Annotated in this window: 14 protein-coding genes and 1 tRNA gene; 2 read left to right on the top strand and 13 right to left on the bottom strand. The window is 69.6% G+C overall.

Annotated features, from left to right (window positions below; genetic code table 11):
* Window positions 1-206: 206 nt before the first annotated feature.
* Both ACFY0K_RS19750 and ACFY0K_RS19745 read right to left on the bottom strand, forming a co-directional pair.
* A complete protein-coding gene (locus tag ACFY0K_RS19750; protein ID WP_390640907.1) occupies window positions 207-2993 on the bottom strand; it encodes a S8 family serine peptidase in 2787 nt (928 codons plus the stop codon).
* A 167-nt stretch (window positions 2994-3160) separates the two neighbouring features.
* A complete protein-coding gene (locus tag ACFY0K_RS19745) occupies window positions 3161-4711 on the bottom strand; it encodes a phospholipase A2 (RefSeq protein ID WP_390640906.1) in 1551 nt (516 codons plus the stop codon).
* Between the two features lie 323 nt (window positions 4712-5034).
* Here ACFY0K_RS19745 and ACFY0K_RS19740 point away from each other — a divergent pair, with 323 nt between their 5' ends.
* The gene (locus ACFY0K_RS19740) at window positions 5035-5703 is read left to right on the top strand and encodes a hypothetical protein (protein WP_390640905.1); all 669 of its coding nucleotides are present in this window, start codon (window positions 5035-5037) and stop codon (window positions 5701-5703) included.
* Window positions 5704-5952: 249 nt separating this feature from the next.
* Here ACFY0K_RS19740 and rho read toward each other — a convergent pair whose 3' ends face one another.
* The 7 genes from rho to ACFY0K_RS19705 form a co-directional block, all read right to left on the bottom strand.
* Complete coding sequence (gene rho / locus ACFY0K_RS19735; RefSeq protein WP_390640904.1) at window positions 5953-7992, bottom strand: transcription termination factor Rho; 2040 nt, start codon at window positions 7990-7992, stop codon at window positions 5953-5955.
* Window positions 7993-8399: 407 nt separating this feature from the next.
* Window positions 8400-9329: a homoserine kinase gene (gene thrB, locus ACFY0K_RS19730; protein ID WP_390640903.1), complete on the bottom strand. Its 930-nt coding sequence runs from the start codon at window positions 9327-9329 to the stop codon at window positions 8400-8402.
* A 253-nt stretch (window positions 9330-9582) separates the two neighbouring features.
* Window positions 9583-10641: a threonine synthase gene (gene thrC / locus ACFY0K_RS19725; RefSeq protein ID WP_390640902.1), complete on the bottom strand. Its 1059-nt coding sequence runs from the start codon at window positions 10639-10641 to the stop codon at window positions 9583-9585.
* A gap of 6 nt (window positions 10642-10647) precedes the next feature.
* Window positions 10648-11940: a homoserine dehydrogenase gene (locus ACFY0K_RS19720; RefSeq protein ID WP_390640901.1), complete on the bottom strand. Its 1293-nt coding sequence runs from the start codon at window positions 11938-11940 to the stop codon at window positions 10648-10650.
* Window positions 11941-12098: 158 nt separating this feature from the next.
* Window positions 12099-13490, bottom strand: a complete 1392-nt coding sequence (gene lysA / locus ACFY0K_RS19715) for a diaminopimelate decarboxylase (protein WP_390640900.1) — start codon at window positions 13488-13490, stop codon at window positions 12099-12101.
* 16 nt (window positions 13491-13506) lie between these two features.
* Window positions 13507-14484, bottom strand: coding sequence for an ArgS-related anticodon-binding protein NrtL (gene nrtL / locus ACFY0K_RS19710; protein ID WP_390640899.1), 978 nt, complete (start codon window positions 14482-14484; stop codon window positions 13507-13509).
* Window positions 14485-14667: 183 nt separating this feature from the next.
* Window positions 14668-15168 (bottom strand): response regulator, encoded by a 501-nt coding sequence (locus ACFY0K_RS19705; RefSeq protein WP_390640898.1) that lies wholly within the window; start codon window positions 15166-15168, stop codon window positions 14668-14670.
* A gap of 99 nt (window positions 15169-15267) precedes the next feature.
* On the opposite strand from ACFY0K_RS19705, the gene ACFY0K_RS19700 reads away from it, so the two are divergent.
* Window positions 15268-15339: transfer RNA gene (locus ACFY0K_RS19700), tRNA-Arg, on the top strand.
* A 174-nt stretch (window positions 15340-15513) separates the two neighbouring features.
* Here the strand turns inward: ACFY0K_RS19700 and ACFY0K_RS19695 are convergent.
* The 4 genes from ACFY0K_RS19695 to repSA all read right to left on the bottom strand — a co-directional run bounded on the left by ACFY0K_RS19695 (window position 15514) and on the right by repSA (window position 19059).
* Entirely contained in the window at window positions 15514-15897 is a 384-nt protein-coding gene (locus ACFY0K_RS19695; RefSeq protein WP_390640897.1) for a DUF6083 domain-containing protein, read from the bottom strand.
* 195 nt (window positions 15898-16092) lie between these two features.
* Window positions 16093-17466: a tyrosine-type recombinase/integrase gene (locus ACFY0K_RS19690; protein WP_390640896.1), complete on the bottom strand. Its 1374-nt coding sequence runs from the start codon at window positions 17464-17466 to the stop codon at window positions 16093-16095.
* Complete coding sequence (locus tag ACFY0K_RS19685; protein WP_351958038.1) at window positions 17463-17633, bottom strand: helix-turn-helix domain-containing protein; 171 nt, start codon at window positions 17631-17633, stop codon at window positions 17463-17465. Before ACFY0K_RS19685 ends, ACFY0K_RS19690 begins: the two co-directional genes overlap by 4 nt.
* Window positions 17634-17649: 16 nt before the next feature.
* Window positions 17650-19059 (bottom strand): replication initiator protein RepSA, encoded by a 1410-nt coding sequence (gene repSA / locus ACFY0K_RS19680; RefSeq protein ID WP_390640895.1) that lies wholly within the window; start codon window positions 19057-19059, stop codon window positions 17650-17652.
* Window position 19060 lies beyond the last annotated feature (1 nt).

Raw genomic sequence — 19060 nt, 5'->3', positions numbered from 1 at the left:
CTCAACACGGTGTATGACGGGTGGTTCCACCGGCGCAGGACGGCGGAGAGGATGCCGCGACCAGGAGTTCGCCTTTCCGTCAGCTGACCGAAGGGCGCGACCGTGCATCGGAGTAGGAAGCGCGAAGGGCCGCCCCCTGCGTACTGCGGGGGCGGCCCTTTTCCCTGCTCCGAGAAGACCGAGCTACGCGTCCGTGGAGCCGTCGCTCACCTGGCGGACATTCCGAACCGTAGCCCGGCGGCCGGGAGGCCACCTGTGCCCGGCGCATAGGTGGTGACCGGCTGTGCTGTGCCTCCGGTCACGTTCGCCCACGGCATCGCGTAGAGCGAGCCATAGGCGCCCGGCCCATAGGGCATACCGATGTAGAGGTTGGCCCGCGTGCCGTACAGGCTGGTGCCCACCGCGTGCGCGGCGGTCGGAGCACCCGGCATACCGGTACCGTTGCCGGCCTCGATCCACCGGTCGGTGACACCCGGCGCGCTGTACAGACCAAAGACCTGTACGGCGCCCGCGTCGGCAACAGTGCCGATGTCCTCGCCCGGCACGCCGACCGCCATCACCAGGCTCGCGTCGGTCACGGTCGACGCCGGGTCCCGGTTGACGATGGTCACCTGGGCGCCCATGCGGTCACCGGCCTCGGGAGCTCCGGAGACATCATCGGGGGACTGGTCGTAGCCGCTGTTGATTTCCGTGAACCCCATGGTCTTGTCCACCCTGACCACGACGGCACGTCCGGCGTCGGCCTTGGCCGCCCCTCCATAGGTGAGGTCCTCCCCGGGGACGCCGATGGCGATGTAGGTACCCCGTACCGGCCATGGGAAGCCCCTGTAGTACAGAGCCTGGGTGACCGAGACCGACGCACCGAACTGGTCCCCCGCCTCGGCATCGGCCGACATGAACAGGCTGTTCTCGTCGACGGTTCCAACAGAGGCCGGGACACCACTGTCGTTGAGTTCGTGGGTCATCACAGAGACCTGGCCCGCTGCCGCCTGGGGGGTTCCGTTCGGTCTACGGGTGGGTACGACGCTCTGGCCCGGTGTACTGACCACCAGGTACTCAGGGCTCGCGGCCACCGAGGAACCGAACTTGTCGCCCGCCTCCAGAATGCCCGCCACCCCCGAACTGCCCTGGACCAGCGTTCGGTTGATGCTGCCGCGCAGATAGAAGACGGCACCTGCGTCCGTCTTGCCGTCGATGTCCTCACCCGGGACTCCGATGACCAGGTACGGCTCCTGGTCGAGGGTGAGGCCCGCGGCAACGGCGGCGCCCATGCGGTCCCCGGATTCCGAGGACGCGGCGAGGATACCCTCGGCGCCCGTGCCCTGCTCCAGGTGGAGTGCCGCCTTGCCAGTGCCGAGGCCGCCGGAGGCGCCGTAGATCACGTCCACGGTGCCTGCGTCCGTCGCGCTGCCGACATCCTCGCGGGACGTGCCGACGACGAGGTCAGTGCAACCGTCCTTGTTGTAGTCGACGGTGGCGAGGGAGTCGCCGAAGTAGTCGTTCGGCTCGGCGTCGCCAGGCACCGAGGCGAGGTCCTGGTTCAGCTCGGACGTGCCCTTGCCGCCACCGTAGACAACCCGTACGACGCCGGCCTTGGCATCCCCGCCGACGGCCGCCTCGGGGTCGGCGACGGCCAGGTCCTCCTTCTTGTCGCAGTTGAAGTCACTGCCGGTCGTAGCGGGCTGAACGGTCGCGCCGAGCGCCTGGGCGACGTCGATGCGGGGCGTGTCGGCGCCCGTGTAGGCGATGGTCTTTCCGCTGCTCTCGAGCCGTGACTCCAGGTTCGCGACACTGTCGTTGGGGAACGCCTGCCGCAGGATCGCGAGCGAGCCTGCCACGTGCGGCGCGGCCATGGACGTCCCGCTCTTCGAGGCGTATCCGCCGCCCGGGACCGAGGAGATGATGCTGGTACCAGGGGCCAGGAGGTCCAGCTGCGGGCCGCGGTTGGTGAACGCGGACAACTGGTCGTCGTCGGTGGTGCCACCCACCGTGACCGCTGAGGAGACGCAGCCGGGGGCGCTCACCGCGTCGGTGTAACCGTTGTTTCCGGCCGCGACCACTGTGGCGACCCCGGCGGCGAGCAGGTTGTCGATGGCCGACTTACGCGGGTCGGTGTCGCAGGCGGTGGCGTACCGGCCGGACCCCAGGCTCAGGTTCGCCGCCACCACGGGCGTCCCGGACTGTCGCAGTTGCAGCACCTTCTCCAGGGCCGCCAGCTGGGCGCTGGTGAAGCTGCCCACGCACGGTGCGGCGCCGGCGCCGCAGTAGTCCTCGGAGTCGAACTTGCTGAACACCTGGAGGGCGATGATGTTGGCACCGGGGGCGACACCGCGCTTGGGGGCCCCGGTGATGCCCTCACCGTTGCCTGCGATGATCCCGGCCACGTGAGTCCCGTGATCGCACTCGGCGATCGTCGCGCAGGGGCCGCTCTCGGAGTCGGCCGTGCCCGTCCCCTCCTGGTGGTCGGTCCCGTCGGGACACAGGCTGGTGGCGCTGAGGTCGGGGTCGATCGTCGAGAAGCAGCCCTCGGAGATGACCCGGCCCTTGAGGAACGGATGGTGGGTGGCGATCCCCGTGTCCAGGACGGCCACCACGCTGCCCGCACCGGTCATGCCCTGTGCATAGGCCTGGTCGGCGCCGATGATGGGGACGCTCTCGTCCAGCGACGGCCGCGCCGGGACGTCCTCCGTCACGCTGACCACGCCCGGCTGGGCGGCCAGCCGGTCCAGCCCGCTGCGGTCGACCTTGAGAGTGACGACCGGCAGAGTCGTGAACGACTGCACCGTCTTGCCGGCCGATGCCGCGGCGGAGAGGTCCGTGCGGTTCTCGGTGACGACGTTGACACGGGCCACGCGGCCGGACGACGTCGCGTCGTACAGCGGCGGATCGACCGGGTCACCTGTGGTCGCGGCCGCCACGGTGGCACTGTGGGGCACCGCGGCCTGAGCCGGGGCGGCGCCGAGCGCCATGGTCGTCACAGCGGTGACGACCATGGCCCATATGGGTTTTTTCACTGAAGCTCCGGTGGGAAGCGGACATGACTGAGCCCGCTGGCGCGTATGAGGGAAGGAGTCGGGCGCGAGAAGGCCGGACGGCGGAACGTTCCGTCGTCCGGCCAGAGCGCTCGCTGACGTCATCGGTCAGCGGGCGATGCCGCGGATCAGGTGGCGTTGGCGCCGTTCTTCGGGTTGCCCTTCAGGCCAACGGCCTTGTAGTAGACATACGCGTAGCTGTAGCAGTCAGGCCTGCTCAGGATGAAGTAGGCCTTGCAGCTGTACGTCGACATCGTGGTGTAGAAGGCGTTGTCGACGTTCGACTTCTTGCTGCGGTCGAGGTAGTACTTGTAGCCCTTGTACGTATTGCCGATCAGGCCATAGCCGTAGTCGTGCATGTCGCACGCGCTCCGGAAGTTGAAGCCGCCCGGCTTGCTGATGTTCGGCCCCGGGGTGCTGCAACCGTCGTTGTTGATGCCCACGACCCAGTTTTTGGTCGGCGTCTGCTTCCAGAACGGCTGGTGCCAGCCGTAGTGCGCGGCCCATGCGGCGCAGCCGTCTTCGAGGTACCACAGCCAGTCCGTCGCGCGGTTGCAGTGCCGGGGATAGGCCTCAGGGTCGGAGATCTCCCCGCTTGTGAAGTCCGATGCCGGCGGGGCGGTGGCGGCCGGGTTGGTGATATCGGCAGCGCCCGTGAAGGGCGACTCGGAGGTCGGACGCGCGGGGCCGTCGGGCTCGACGTTCGGGGCGGCCGAGTCGGCCGGGAACGTCAGCTCCCAGTTACCGTTCGACGGCGATGTGACGTCGGAGACGCGACCGGTGGAGTCGTAGGCGTAGGTGGCGACCGGCTCGGCGGCCTCGACCGGGTTGACCACTGAGCGCAGCAGGCCTGATGCGTCGTAGGAGTACCGCGCGAGCGTCTGCGTCGTGGCGCCGACGGTGAGGCTGATCTCCTTGGCCCGGCCCGCGAACTCACCGAGAGTCGTGCCCGTGGCCGTTGTGGCGGCCGAGTACTTGACCGTCAGCGACTGCGCCGGGGTGTCCCCGGCGGCGGCCTCCTTGACGGTGGAGATCCGGCCCTGGGCGTCGTAGCTCGCCGTGGAGAGGCTGCCCTCGGCCACGTTGCCGACGCCGGTGACGCGCCAGGTGTCGGTACCCGAAGCCGCCTGCTTCCACGTGTAAGTGGGGGTCAGCGTGGTGATGCCGACGGGGGCGCCGCCGTCGGTGTCGGCGGACTGGTCCGCGTCCACGGTCGCCGCGGGCGCGCTGACGACCTCGGAGGCGGTGGACACCATGGTGCCCGTCGCCTCGTCGAACTTGGTGGTCACAGTCAGCTTGGCACCCCCGGCGGACGTGTACTTCTGGACGCCGCCACCGCTCGGATAGTCGACACTGCTCGTCAGGGCGTAGGTGATCGCAGCGTTCGCGTTCAGGTCGGTGACGACGGCGGAGTCGGCCTTCTGCTCCAGTTTGCGGTTGAGCTGGCCACCCATGAACTCGGCTTCCCAGCCTGGGCCGAAAACGCCCATGTCCGGGCGGGACACGGGCGCGGACTCCGGCTTGGCGACGCCACTCGCCTGAGCGTTGACAGTGTGGCTGCGGCTCATCAGGCCTTCTGCCACATCTGTCTCGTAGATCTCGAAGGACTTGTCCGCGGTCGAGTAGACCCCGGGACCGACCTGCTCGGTGTCGCCCTCCGCCAGCGGTGGATCAACCACTGTGGCAGCCGTGGCGAGCGATGCTCCCGCAGGTGCCGCTCCCGCAATCTCCTGTGGGAGCAGCAGGGACAAGGACAGCGCGGCAAATACGGGTATCGCGATTCTGCGCACGAGTTCCCCCCTCGTGTAGCAAAGCGTGAATGATCTGAATGATCGCTGCGGACACTAGATCAACTCAGCTCACTTTCACAAGCGCCAGAAACGGAATACACGCCCCCACTTCCCTTTAGGCACGTAAAGCGTTGCTTATGGCCCGCGGGCAACCCATGTAAATGAGTACGCGTACTCATGCGCGGAACGGGATGACGGCCGAGGCTGTGGACATGACACGCATCGCTGCCCCTATCAGCGCGTTCACCCGCCCCCGGCGCACCCTCGGGGCCGCCGCCTTGGCCGCGCTGGCGCTTACCGGCTGCGGAGGCAACGGGGCGAGTGGAAGTGGGCCGCAGGGTGAGCCGGGCGCGGGCGCCGGCACCCAGGTGAGTGCCACACAGCTGACCCCCGAGCAGGCGGCATTCGCAGCGATGCTCGACAAGGTCGCACGGCCGTGCTCTTCGACCACCGGGTCCACGTCCGGACCTACCGACAAGAAGCCGACCGGTCCGGAAGGGGAGCCGAGCCTCGGCCCCGGCGAGACTCCTCCAGCTCAACCGGTCGAGCCTGGCGCCCCCACGGAGGCGCCATTGGACGATCGAGATCAGTGCGCGAGCGTCCAGCACGAACAGCGCATCATCCGGGCACTTCAGGCAGTCCCAGAACCTGACCCCGCCAAAGTCCGCGAAAGCTTGAACAGCCTCGGCTACATCAGCGAACGCATCCACGACCTCAAGCAGGACGGCAAGGTCACGCGCTTCTACCTCGACTTGCGCCAGGAGGGCAGCCGGCTCTGCGAGGTCGGCACGGCGGCGGGCGAGGAATCCGATGTCACCCCGTGCGTAGCTCCCGCCACCGGATCGTTCGCAGTCAGGAAACTGTCGCCTGACGGATCGTGATCGCTCGCCCCCACCAAGACCTAATTTCGGACGAACCGCCGGACGGAGACCTTGCCAGCTCAGGGGCGTCACCGAACAATCTCGGCCACATAATGCACCCATGCGCGTCCATCACCCCTTTAACCGGCTCCTTTACCTCGGCAAAGTCAAGGTAAAGGAGCCGGTTCCTGTCTGACGGACGCTAACCGCGCAAAAGGCCGCCCTCCGCGGCTTGCGAAGGACGGCCTTTTGCGCGGTTTTACGACACTCTCAGTCGCCGTTGCCCGGCGTCGGCGTCGTCTTCTGGATCTGCATCAGGAACTCGACGTTCGACTTCGTCTGCTTCATCTTGTCGAGGAGCAGCTCGATCGCCTGCTGCTGGTCCAGCGCGTGCAGCACGCGCCGCAGCTTCCAGACGACCGCCAGCTCCTCGTTGCCGAGCAGGATCTCCTCCTTGCGGGTGCCGGACGCGTCGACGTCCACCGCCGGGAAGATGCGCTTGTCGGCGAGCTTCCGGTCGAGCTTGAGCTCCATGTTGCCGGTGCCCTTGAACTCCTCGAAGATCACCTCGTCCATGCGGGACCCGGTGTCCACCAGGGCGGTGGCGAGGATGGTCAGCGAGCCGCCGTCCTCGATGTTGCGGGCCGCACCGAAGAAGCGCTTCGGCGGGTACAGGGCGGTCGAGTCGACACCACCGGACAGGATGCGGCCGGAGGCCGGCGCCGCGAGGTTGTACGCACGGCCCAGACGCGTGATGGAGTCGAGCAGCACGACGACGTCGTGGCCCAGCTCCACCAGACGCTTGGCGCGCTCGATGGCGAGCTCGGCGACCGTGGTGTGGTCCTCGGCCGGGCGGTCGAAGGTCGAGGAGATGACCTCGCCCTTGACCGACCGCTGCATGTCGGTGACCTCTTCCGGACGCTCGTCGACCAGGACGACCATCAGGTGGCACTCGGGGTTGTTGTGCGTGATCGCGTTGGCGATCGCCTGCATGATCATGGTCTTGCCGGTCTTCGGCGGGGCCACGATCAGACCGCGCTGGCCCTTGCCGATCGGCGACACGAGGTCGATGATCCGGGTGGTCAGCACGCCCGGGTCGGTCTCCAGGCGGAGCCGGTCCTGCGGGTAGAGCGGGGTCAGCTTGTTGAACTCCGGGCGTCCGCGGCCGTGTTCGGGCGCCATGCCGTTGACGGAGTCCAGGCGGACCAGCGCGTTGAACTTCTCGCGGCGCTCGCCCTCCTTGGGCTGGCGGACCGCGCCGGTGATGTGGTCGCCCTTGCGCAGGCCGTTCTTGCGGACCTGGGCGAGGGAGACGTACACGTCGTTCGGGCCGGGCAGGTAGCCGGAGGTCCGGATGAACGCGTAGTTGTCGAGGATGTCGAGGATGCCCGCGACGGGGATCAGGACGTCGTCCTCGGCCAGCTGCGGCTCGGCGCCGCCGATCTCGTCACGGCCGCGGCGGCCACGGCGGTCGCGGTAGCGGCCGCGACGGCCACGGCGTCCGCCGTCGAAGTCGTCGTCGTCCTGCGGGCCGGCGTTCCGGTCCTGACGGCCGCCGCCCTGCTGCTGCGGCTGCTGCTGACGGTCCTGCCGGTCCTGCTGACGGTCCTGGCGGCCGCCCTGGCCGCCGCCCTGCTGCTCGTCGCCCTTGTTGCGGCGGTCGCGGTCACGGCCGCGGTCACGGCGGTCGCGACGGCCACGGCCCTCGTCACCGGCGTCGGCGCGGGCGTCGCCCTGCTGCTGGGACTGTCCGGGCGTCTCGGCCTTCGCCTCGGTGCGCGCCTCGGCGGCGATGGTCTCGGCGCCGGTGGCGGTGGGGCTGCCTGCCTCGGCGGTGGCCCGGCGACGGCGGCGCTCGGCCGGGGCGTCGTCCCCGTCGCGCTCGGCCTCGCCCGCGCGGCCGGCCGGCTGGCCGGGGATCTCGATCTGCTGCTGGGCCACGGCCTTCTCGGCGGGGGCCTCGGCGGCCTGCTCCGCCTTCTTCTCGGCGGCCTCGTCACCCGTGCGGGCCTTGGAGGTCGCGCGGCGCTTCGGCTTGGCCTCGGTGGCGGCCTCGGCCTTGGCGGGAGCTCCGCCTCCGGCCTGCGCCTCCTTGATGACCTCGATCAGCTGGCTCTTGCGCATCCGCGCGGTGCCCCTGATGCCGAGGCCGGATGCGACCTGCTGAAGCTCGGCCAGCACCATGCCCTCGAGGCCGGTACCGCGGCGCCGCCGGGAGCCGGCACCGGAGGCAGGCGCGGAGGCGTCCGTGGCGGGCGCGGCAGCGGTCTCCTCGACACGTGCGCCCATCAGATCGGTGGTGTCGCTCACGAAGGGTCCTTCCCTGGAGCGGACGTCGGCCTGTCTGGCTCGGCGACCGGTTGTGCTGTCCGGCTTTCGGTCCTTGCTTGTGTGGACCGTGCCGGGGCGGTGGTCCGCCAGTGCGGCGGAAGAAATATCTGGTGACGGCGCTTCCGACGAGCCGTGGCACCCGGTGTCACGTGGCGTGGTAGCACCTGTTCCGGAGCGTGCCCAGCGGCCCTCTCAGTGCCCGGGTACGGCGTACTGCCCAGGTACGTCATACAGAACGCTGAGTGGCTTGGGAGACTCCCGGAAGAATGTCTGTCCCGGACGGGGACACGAAGCACCTCGCCATGGTGGGGTCGGGTGCAGACTTGAGGTTAACACTACCGGATCCAACAAACATTCCCCCTCTCCAAATCCGGCAATCGTGCGCGTCACATGTCGCTGGAGGGCGCGAGCGGCAGCACGCTCGCTCCCTGAAGGTCCAGGTCGAGCCGGTTGGCGGCCCAGCCCGCACCCGCCAGGGCCTGCACCTTTTCGGCGCTGCCGGCGTCGGCGAGCGCCATCACGGTGGGTCCGGCGCCGGAGATGACGGCCGGGACGCCGTCGGCGCGCAGCCGCTCCACCAGGGCGGCGCTCTCCGGCATGGCGGGGGCGCGGTACTCCTGGTGCAGGCGGTCCTCGGTGGCGGGCAGCAGCAGTTCGGGGCGCCGGGTGAGGGCCTCGACGAGCAGGGCCGCGCGGCCCGCGTTGGCGGCGGCGTCGACGTGCGGCACGGTGCGCGGGAGCAGTCCGCGCGCGGTCTCGGTGAGGACCGGCTTCCCGGGCACGAAAACCACCGGAACGATGGAATCGACGGGCTCCATCCTGATCGCCCGCGCGGCGCCGGACTCCATCCAGGAGAGCGTGAAGCCGCCGAGCAGGCAGGCCGCGACGTTGTCGGGGTGGCCCTCGATCTCGGTCGCGAGCTCAAGGAGGGCCGCGTCGTCGAGGCGGGCTTCCCCGCCTATGGTCACGGCACGTGCGGCGACGATGCCCGCGCAGATGGCGGCGGAGGAGGAGCCGAGGCCACGGCCGTGCGGGATGCGGTTGGCGCACACGATCTCCAGGCCGCGGGGCTGTCCGCCCAGCAGGTCGAAGGCGGTGCGCAGGGAGCGTACGAGAAGGTGGCTCTCGTCACGCGGCAGCGTCTCGCTGCCCTCCCCCGCGATGTCGATGTGCAGCCCGGAGTCGGCCACCCGGACGACGACGTCGTCGTAGAGCCCCAGCGCGAGGCCCAGGGCATCGAAGCCCGGGCCGATGTTGGCGCTGGTGGCGGGGACGCGCACCCGGACGGCGGCGGCGCGGAACGCTGGACCGGCCATCGCTCGATGACTCTCCTTGAGCTGCGTGATGGTCGAATGACATTCGATAGGTACGTGGGGGACCCTCGGGCCGTGGAGACGGCGCGGCACCGCGCCATATGCGGAGGCATATGCAGCGGGCGGGTTCAGTACAGCCTATCGAAGGAAGGTTCTGTGGCGACATAGGGCGCACAGGAGGCGCACGATGCGTGTCGTAAGCCCCCTGTGCCCCGTCCGTAGGGAGTTCCCTGTCCGGGACGCCCTCGGTGATTCTCTAGGCGAGACCCAGCCGCTCGGCCGCGGCGGCCGCGTCGACCGGCACGGTGACCGGCTGCGGGGCGCCGGCGACGGCCCAGTCGGGGTCCTTCAAGCCGTTGCCGGTGACGGTGCAGACGATCCGCTGGCCCGGGTCCACCTTGCCCTGCTCGGCCGCCTTCAGCAGACCGGCGACGGACGCGGCGGAGGCGGGCTCCACGAAGACGCCCTCCTGGGCGGCCAACAGCCGGTACGCGCGCAGGATCTCACGGTCCGTCACCTCGTCGATGAAGCCCCCGGACTCGTCCCGGGCCGCAAGCGCGAACTGCCAGGAGGCGGGGTTGCCGATCCGGATCGCGGTGGCGATCGTCGAGGGGTCCTTCACGATCTCGCCGCGCACGATCGGAGCGCTGCCGGAAGCCTGGAAACCCCACATCCGGGGCGTCCTGGCGGCGATGCCGTCGGCGGCGTACTCCTTGTACCCCTTCCAGTACGCGGTGATGTTGCCCGCGTTGCCGACCGGCAGGACGTGGATGTCGGGCGCGTCGCCGAGCATGTCCACGATCTCGAAGGAGGCCGTCTTCTGCCCCTCGATACGCACCGGGTTGACCGAATTGACCAGCGCCACCGGGTAGTTCTCGCTCAGCTTGCGGGCGAGGGTGAGGCAGTCGTCGAAGTTGCCGTCGACCTGGAGGATCTTCGCGCCGTGCACGAGGGCCTGGCCCATCTTGCCGAGCGCGATCTTGCCCTGCGGGACGAGCACCGCGGAGACCATGCCCGCGCGCACGGCGTACGCGGCGGCGGAGGCGGAGGTGTTGCCCGTGGAGGCGCAGATGACGGCCTGCGCGCCCTCCTCCTTGGCCTTGCTGATGGCCATGGTCATGCCGCGGTCCTTGAAGGACCCGGTCGGGTTCGCGCCCTCCACCTTCAGGTGGACCTCGCAGCCCGTGCGCTCGGAGAGCACCTGCGCGGGCACGAGGGGCGTGCCGCCCTCACGGAGCGTCACGACCGGCGTGGTGTCGGAGACGGGCAGCCGGTCCCGGTACTCCTCGATGATTCCGCGCCACTGGTGGGTCATTGCTGGTTACTCTCCTTCAACCCGCATGATGCTGGCGACACCCCGCACGGTGTCGAGCTTGCGCAGCGCCTCGACGGTCCCGGAGAGGGAGGCGTCGGAGGCCCGGTGGGTGACGACGACGAGGGAGGCCTCGCCGTCCTTGCCGGTCTGCCGAACCGTATCGATGGAAACCCCGTGCTCGGCGAAGACGGTGGCGACCTGGGCGAGAACACCCGGTTTGTCGGCGACGTCGAGGCTGATGTGGTAGCGCGTGACGACATCGCCCATGGGCGACACGGGCAGACCGGCGTACGCCGACTCGCCGGGCCCCGTTGCCCCGCTGAGCCGGTTGCGGCAGACGGCGACGAGGTCGCCGAGGACCGCGGAGGCGGTCGGGGCGCCGCCGGCGCCGGGACCGTAGAACATGAGCTGCCCGCTGGCGTCGGACTCCACGAAGACGGCGTTGTACGCGCCGCGCACGGAGGCCAGCGGGTGGGTCAGCGGAATCATGGCGGGGTGCACGCGGGCGGTCACCGAGCCGCCGTGGTCGGCGCGCTCGCAGATGGCGAGCAGCTTGATGGTGCAGCCCATGTTCTTGGCGGAGGCGAAGTCGGCGGCGGTGACCTCGGTCATGCCCTCGCGGTAGACGTCGTCGAGCCGGACCCGCGAGTGGAAGGCGATGCCGGCGAGGATGGCGGCCTTGGCGGCCGCGTCGAAGCCCTCGACGTCGGCGGTGGGGTCGGCCTCCGCGTACCCGAGCGCGGTGGCCTCGTCGAGCGCCTCCTGGTACCCGGCCCCCGTGGAGTCCATCTTGTCGAGGATGAAGTTGGTCGTCCCGTTGACGATGCCGAGCACCCGGTTGACCTTGTCGCCGGCCAAGGACTCGCGCAGCGGCCGGATCAGCGGGATGGCACCGGCTACGGCGGCCTCGTAGTAGAGGTCCCGGCCGTGCTGCTCGGCGGCCGCGTGCAGGGTGGCGCCGTCCTGGGCGAGCAGGGCCTTGTTGGCCGACACGACCGACGCGCCGTGCTCGAAGGCGGTGGCGATGAGGGTGCGGGCGGGTTCGATCCCGCCGATGACCTCCACGACGACGTCGATGTCGCCGCGTTTGACGAGCGCGGTGGCGTCGGTGGTGACCAGCTCCGGGTCGATGCCCTCACGGACCTTGGAGGGGCGTCGTACGGCGACACCGGCCAGTTCGACCGGGGCGCCGATCCGCTGGGCGAGGTCGTCGGCGTGCGTCGTCATGATGCGTGCCACCTCTGAGCCGACGACCCCACAGCCCAGCAGCGCCACCTTCAGCGGACGCGTACGCATCATCCGACCTCGTTTCCTCATACCGTCTACGGTTGGACCAGTCTCACTCACCGGACGGGAGTTTCTACCCTTCGTCCGGATCGTGAGACATCTATTTCATTGTGCGGCGATGACAGACAGGAGATCTTCCTCCCGCCTGATCCCCCTGCTCGACGGCGCTTTCACCCGACGTCGAGCCGGAGCAGGTCCTCCTCCGTCTCCCGCCGGACGATCACCCGGGCCGCGCCGTCCCGCACCGCGACGACGGGCGGCCGGAGCACATGGTTGTAGTTGCTGGCCATGGAGCGGCAGTAGGCGCCGGTGGCCGGTACGGCGATGAGGTCACCGGGTGCCAGGTCGCCCGGCAGGAAGGCGTCCTTCACCACGATGTCCCCGCTCTCGCAGTGCTTGCCGACGACGCGGGCGAGCATCGGCTCGGCGTCGCTGGTCCGGGACACCAGGGCGACGCTGTACTCGGCGTCGTAGAGCGCGGTGCGGATGTTGTCGGACATGCCGCCGTCGACGGAGACGTAGGTGCGCAGGTTGTCGAGCGGCTTGATGGTGCCGACCTCGTAGAGCGTGAAGGCGGTGGGGCCGACGATGGCCCGCCCCGGCTCCACGGAGATCCGGGGCGTCCGCAGCCTGGCGGCCTCGCACTCCCGCGTCACGATCTCGGTGAGCGCCTTGGCGATCTCGTGCGGCTCGCGCGGGTCGTCGTCACTCGTGTACGCGATCCCGAGCCCGCCCCCGAGGTCGATCTCGGGCAGCTCGACCCCGTGCTCGTCCCGGATGTCCTTGAGCAGCCCGACCACGCGGTGCGCGGCGACCTCGAAGCCCGACATGTCGAAGATCTGCGACCCGATGTGCGAGTGGATCCCGATGACCTCGAGCCCGTCGAGCTGCAGCGCCCGCCGTACGGCCTCCGCGGCCTGCCCGCCGGCCAGCGGAATCCCGAACTTCTGGTCCTCGTGAGCCGTTGCGATGAACTCGTGCGTATGCGCTTCCACACCCACGGTGATACGAATCTGCACGCGCTGCCGCGTGCCGAGCTCCCGCGCGATGTGGGCGACCCGCACGATCTCCTGGAAGGAGTCGAGGACGATCCGCCCGACACCGGCCTCGACGGCCCGCCGGATCTCCCCCTCCGACTTGTTGTTGCCGTGGAAGGCGATCCGGTCGGCGGGCATGCCCGCGGACAGCGCGGTGGCCAGCTCCCCGCCGGAGCACACGTCCAGGTTCAGCCCTTCCTCGTGCAGCCAGCGCACGACGGCCCGCGACAGGAACGCCTTCCCGGCGTAGAACACGTCGGCGTCCGGTCCGAACGCGGTGCGCCAAGCGCGCGCCCGGGCCCGGAAGTCGTCCTCGTCGAGGACGTAGGCGGGGGTGCCGAACTCCTCGGCGAGGTTCTTCACGTCGGTACCACCGACGGTCACGACACCGTCGGCGTTCCGGGTGACGGTCTGGGCCCACACCTTGGGGTCGAGGGCGTTGAGATCGGTGGGCGGGGCGGCGTAGTGCCCCTCGGGCAGGACGTCGGCGTGCCGGGGCCCGGCGGGGTGCGCGGAACGGCTCATTGCTCTTCGGGCTCTCTCAGAGGTGATCGGGTGCGTCGATGCCGAGCAGGGACAGGCCGCCGGCCAGCACCGTCCCGGCGGCTTCGGCGAGGGCGAACCGGGCGCGGTGGGCGGCCGAGGGTTTCTCGTCGCCGCGGGGCAGCACGGTCGGCAGGAACGGCAGCGCGGCGTCGGCGACGGTGACGAGGTGCCGGGCGAGCCGGTCGGGGGCGCGATGGATGGCCGCGCCGGTGAGGATGCGGGGGTAGTCGGCGAGGGCGGTGACGAGATTGCCCGGGGCATCGGGGACGTCGCCGGGCACGGCCTCGAACCCGAGCCGCCCCGCACCCCGCCCGACGGCCCGCACCCGGGCGTGCGCGTACCTGACCCGGAACAGCGGGTTGCTCTCCCGCTGCACCAGATGATCGGCGGTGATCCGGGGCCGGTCGTGGCCGGCGGGATGCAGCAGGGCCCACTGGGCGGCGTCCGGCCCGAGCGGCGCGGGGTCCTCGGGCGCCGGAACGGGCCGCAGACTGACGGGCTCCCCGTGCTCGACCTCACCACGCCCGCCCTGCGTCGCAACGATCCGTACGACCGCGTCGGCGACGACCTCGGCCCGCACGTCGTACGGCACCCGGAGCGCGACCACCTGCCCGGCGAGGGCGTCGCCGTGGCCGTAGCCGGCCCCGAGACGGCGGATCTCCCCGACCAGGGTGGAGGTCGGCGACGAGGCGGAACTGAGCGAGATATTGAGGAACCCGGGCCCGGTCACGACGACGTCCTCGACGCCGGCGCACTCCGCGAGCAGCGGCACCAGGATCTCGGCGACCCGCGCAGGCGGCTGCCCGGCGGGCCCGGCGAGCTGCAACGCGACGTTGGTGGCGTAATCCCCGCACCCACCCGGCCCCGGCGGCGTCACCACGACCCGCTCCGGCACGGCCACACTGAGCTCCCCGGCATCCACGGCACGGCGCACCGCGCACAGGACGGTACGAGAGAGCTCGACGGGGGTCACGGGACAAGCGTAGGGGAGGAGGGGGGTGGGTATGCGAGCCGGTTTGGGCGGGCTTCCGGCATGTGGACGGTGGGGGGGCGGGGGCGGCGGGGGCTAGCCGGGGGCAGCGATGGGCGGCCGGGGAGGGCGTGAGCCGACCGGGGAGAGCGTGAGCCGACCGGGGAGGGCGTGAGCCGGCGGGGATCAGGGATACGCGGGGTTGCCCCCGGCCCGCTCCCCCAAGAACCGAACCTCATCCCCCTCGCCCCCACCCCGCCGCCGCTCGATAAGTTCCCGCACCACCTGCACAAGTTCCGCGGGTTCGAAGGGCTTGGCGAGGAACGCGTCGACGCCGACGTCGAGACCGGTCTCGACCTCCTGCTGCGTGCAGGCACTGACGATGGCGAGCGGAAGATCGTGAGTCCGCGGATCCGCACGCAACTGGGCGGCGGTCCGCAGCCCGTCGAGCCGAGGCATCACGACGTCGAGGGTGATCACGTCGGGACGCACCCGATGCACGACATCCAGACACTCGGCACCGTCGGCCGCGGTCACGACCTCGATACCCTCCAGTTCGAGATTGACCCTGATCAGCTGCCGGATGACCTTGTTGTCGTCCACAACAAGCACCCGGCCCGACGCCCCTGGCACAACTCGAGAGTAGGTCCGGACCGGCCACCGCGTCCGGGTTTTCCCGACTTCCACCCCCTGCGGGCGAGCACCCCCGCGAAACCCGTTCCTGATCACCCCGACCGAGCTGGTAGTGTTCTACCCGTCGCCGCGAGCAACAGCTCAACGCCAGACGCCCCCGTAGCTCAGGGGATAGAGCAACGGCCTCCGGAGCCGTGTGCGCAGGTTCGAATCCTGCCGGGGGCACCCCTTATGAGGTGCCCAAAGACCCCGTCACCAGCGGAAACGCTGAGGCCGGGGTCTCTTGCATGTGCAGGCGTGTGCGGCGCTGAGCAGCGCTATGACGGCCTCTGTGGACTATTTGTGGACCGAAGCTTGGAGCATCGCCCCAGGTCAGCCCACCGATTCAGCCGAAGCCCATTATCCGGCGTCCGGCCACTCCTCGGGAGGGCGGGGCGGCTCGGGCTCGTTCAACCGCTCGGCTTGCCGCGCGTTCTCCCCTCGCAGACTCGTCAGCCACGGCCACAGGTCCGGCAGGGTTTGCTCGGGACAGGCAAGACGATGCTCGATGCGGCACCGCTGGAACGGCTCGGCAGGACAGACGCCGTACACCGCCACTCGCCCGTCGGACGTCTCGATCCACCGGTACTCCGCCGGCACCAGGTGGGCGAGCGGAGCCATGTCGGGCTCCAACAGCACCCAGTCATGTTCGATCGTCGCCACGCGCTCCTGTGGCAGACCGCAGTACGGGCACGTCAGCCGTGACTCGCCCAGCCTGCGCGTCGACTTCTTGGAAGCCCCCATATAGCGAGGGTCGACACTCGGTCCGGCCGCGCGTAGAGGGCGAATCGGACGGGACAACTGGGGCGCCTGAGCAGCAGCAAGAGGGAAAGTGACGCGAAAGGTGCATCCAGCAACCGACGGCTTAGAAAGTGCGGCCAGTACACGACGAAGCCCTTAACCCGTGAAGGCTGGAGGCTGTTCGCCGAGCGACCCAATTTACTCGTACTCGCTCAAGAGATCTTCAATCTTCCGGTTGGCGATCTCCTGTCGCCCGTCGATGCACTTCGCATAGCGGCCGAGCAGGACCTCAACGCTGTTTCCTGCCCGCTGCGCAACCTCGGTCGGGTCTACGCCGGAGTTGAGCCAGGTGGATAAGGCCGAGTGCCGGAGGTCATACGGCCGAGCAGCGAGTGGCGATTCGACCGCGGCCGGCGGAAAGGCCAGCGTCCGAGCCTCCTGCCAAACTCGGTAGTACGTCGATGAGCCGACCACTCCCCCACGCTCGTTCGTGAACAACCGCCCGTCCTCAGCAGTGCCGAAGGTGTCGAGGTGCTGCTTGAGGACGGTGACGAGCTGAGGCGGAATCGGAACGAGCCGGACCTCCTCGGCAGGGCGATTCTTGAGACCCCTGTCGTCGTGAGTCTCGCCTGAGTCCGTCCACTGCTTTCCGGCACTGGGCCGCGTCCGGTTCAAGAGCGCCGTACCCCAGCCGCGTTCGGGCAGCTTCAAGTCCGCCTCACTGAGGGCCACCGCCTCAGCCGGCCGGAAGGCTCCGTAGTACATGCAGGCGAACAGGCCGACGAGTCGGCGACCGCGGGCCCGGTCGTACCCGCCGACGTACGACACGGCCGTCAGCAGAGCACGCGCCTGCTCAGGGTTGGCGACCACACGCGGGTCGACCTCTCCAGCAACCTTCGGCTTCTTCCACCGGATCCGGGCCACCGGGTTCTCTTTGAACTCCCCGAGGTCCACCGCGTAGTGCAAAGCATTGACCAGTGTTCGCCGCTTACGCCGGACGGTCTCCGCGGCTGCAGCGGTTCCGTCGAGCTTCAGCCTCAGCGAGTCCAGGACCGTCCTTGCCAGGGCGGCATCACTGAGGTCTGCCAGAGGTCGCGAAGCTTTCGAGACCCAGCTCAGGGTGTTCGCGACGTCATCGGGCAACTCGCGCTCATCAGGCCCGGGAAGGACAAACGCCCAGTTGCGGAGCGTCTTCCTGATCAGCTCTTCAGGCGGCTGGCCCGGTCGATCGTCCAAGAGAGCCATGGTCACCGCCGTCAGCGACTCGTTGATCCCACTGCGCGTGTTGGGAGCAGCGTGGGGCCACTTCATTGCGAGGTACCTCAGAGCAAAGGCGTACCAGCTCATCGAAGCTGCCTTTTCGACCATCGAGTCAGGCAACCCGGTGCCGGTATCGAACCCCTCACCCCCATGCGCGGCCTGGAGCAGTTTGGATCGGTAGTGATCCGCCAGCCCTTTGGTCCGAAACTGTTCCGAGAACACGTTCCCCGCGACGACCCACCGAACGTCATAGGACGACTTCTTCGTGTTCCGCTTACGAACGCCCCACACCTTTACGTCCAGAGACTTCACGCGGCGGCCTCCAGCTGCCGCAGCCACGTGGTGAAGTCGCTCCGCCACACTCGGAGCTCACCGTTGGGCAACTTGAACGCAGCCGGCCCCTGTCCCAGCTCTCGCCAGCGGTAGAACGTCCGCCGAGACACTCCGCCAAGCTCGCTAAGGATCTGTGGGACAGTCATCAGCTCGTCTTTCACGTCAGGCTCCTTCCAGAGCGGCGAGCTCCTCGCGGGCGGTGTCACGGCTGAGTTGGATGTCGCGGCGGATGTTGGCGGCGAGCCAGGATTCGCCGGGGGTGTGGCCGTGGCCGGCGTAGGCCCAGTGGGCGAGCGTGAGCGTGGTCGCCTCGGTCTCTTCGCCGGGGTCGGGAAGGCCAAGGGAGCGGCGTTGCTGCTGTGCGCGATAGTCGGCGCGGACCTGACGCAGGGTGCCCAGGGTGGTCGAGTAGCGGCGGGACTTCGTCGAGAAGTGGCCGCGGAAGCCGAGCATGTGAGCCCAGTCCCGGAGCTTGCGGTCCGGGTAGAGCGCGTGCAGGTCGAGGCAGGCTTCGATCAGCCGGCGCGGGTGGTCCGGGACTTCGAGCAGGGTGAGGGCTTCCTTGTTGCCGATCCGGCGGTCGACAGTGCCAGTGGTCTCAGCGGCTTTGGTGGCGTACTTGGCGACGTAGGAGGCCACGGCAGCCTCGGTGATGTCTTCGCCGTCGCCGAAGGCGCGGATCGGGCGGACGTCGGCCTGGGTGCCCCACTTCAGGGTGCGGGCGGGTTGGGTGCGGGCCGGCTGGTCGGGGTCGGGCTGGTAGCGGGCGGGTTTGACGTCGACCTGTGCGCGGCCGGCGGCGGCGTGGATGGCGTCGGTGAGCAGTTCGAGGGTGGCCCAGGCCGGCGGCGGCGAGTCGGGCCCATCGGGCCCGTCGAAACGGATCACGGCATGGAAGTGCACAGCGCCGCGCTTCTGATACTCGGCGACCTTGCCGAAGGCCACGCGGGACTGTTCGTGCGCGGCTTTCTGGGTGAGGCCGGCGCGGCGGGCGATCTCGCGGCGCAGGTAGATCGTGAAGTACCGCCACAGCTCGGAGGCGTGGTTGTTCCACAGCACCGCGCTCGCGTAGTCGTACGTCTCGGGGTCGAGCGGGGTGCCGAGTTCGGGCGCGTCCTCGCCGTGGCGGGTGCCGCAGCGGCAGGGCCGGTTGCCGGGCCGGTTGTGGACCGGGCCGAAGGAGGGCGCGGTGAGGGTGGCGAAGACGCGGGGGTGGTCGCGGATGGTCTCGGGGGTGCCTTTGGCGGGGTCGCCGACGAGGCCGGCGCGGATGAGGTGGTAGGTGTCTCCGGCGTAGGTCCAGGCGCAGGCGGGGCAGCGGGACGCGCGACGGTTGCCGCACGCGATCCGCAGCCGTCCGCCGGGCTCATGGTCGGTGTCGTACCGGTGGAGGATCTGGCCGGTGGTGCGGTCGCGGGTGACGATGGAGCCGGTCAGGTGGATCGGGTCGGAGCAGCCGCCGGTACGGCGAATCTGGTCTTGGATGCGGTCGAAGCCGTCAGACCCGGTCAGCCTCAGCACGTCGGCGAGGGTGGCCGGGTCCAGGCCCGCCTGAATGGCGGTGTCGGTCACG

It is taken from the genome of Streptomyces sp. NPDC001507, assembly GCF_042894765.1.
In the GTDB taxonomy this organism is placed as follows: domain Bacteria; phylum Actinomycetota; class Actinomycetes; order Streptomycetales; family Streptomycetaceae; genus Streptomyces.
Note: the sequence above shows the minus strand (reverse complement) of the source record. Positions and strands in the feature narration are given on the sequence as shown.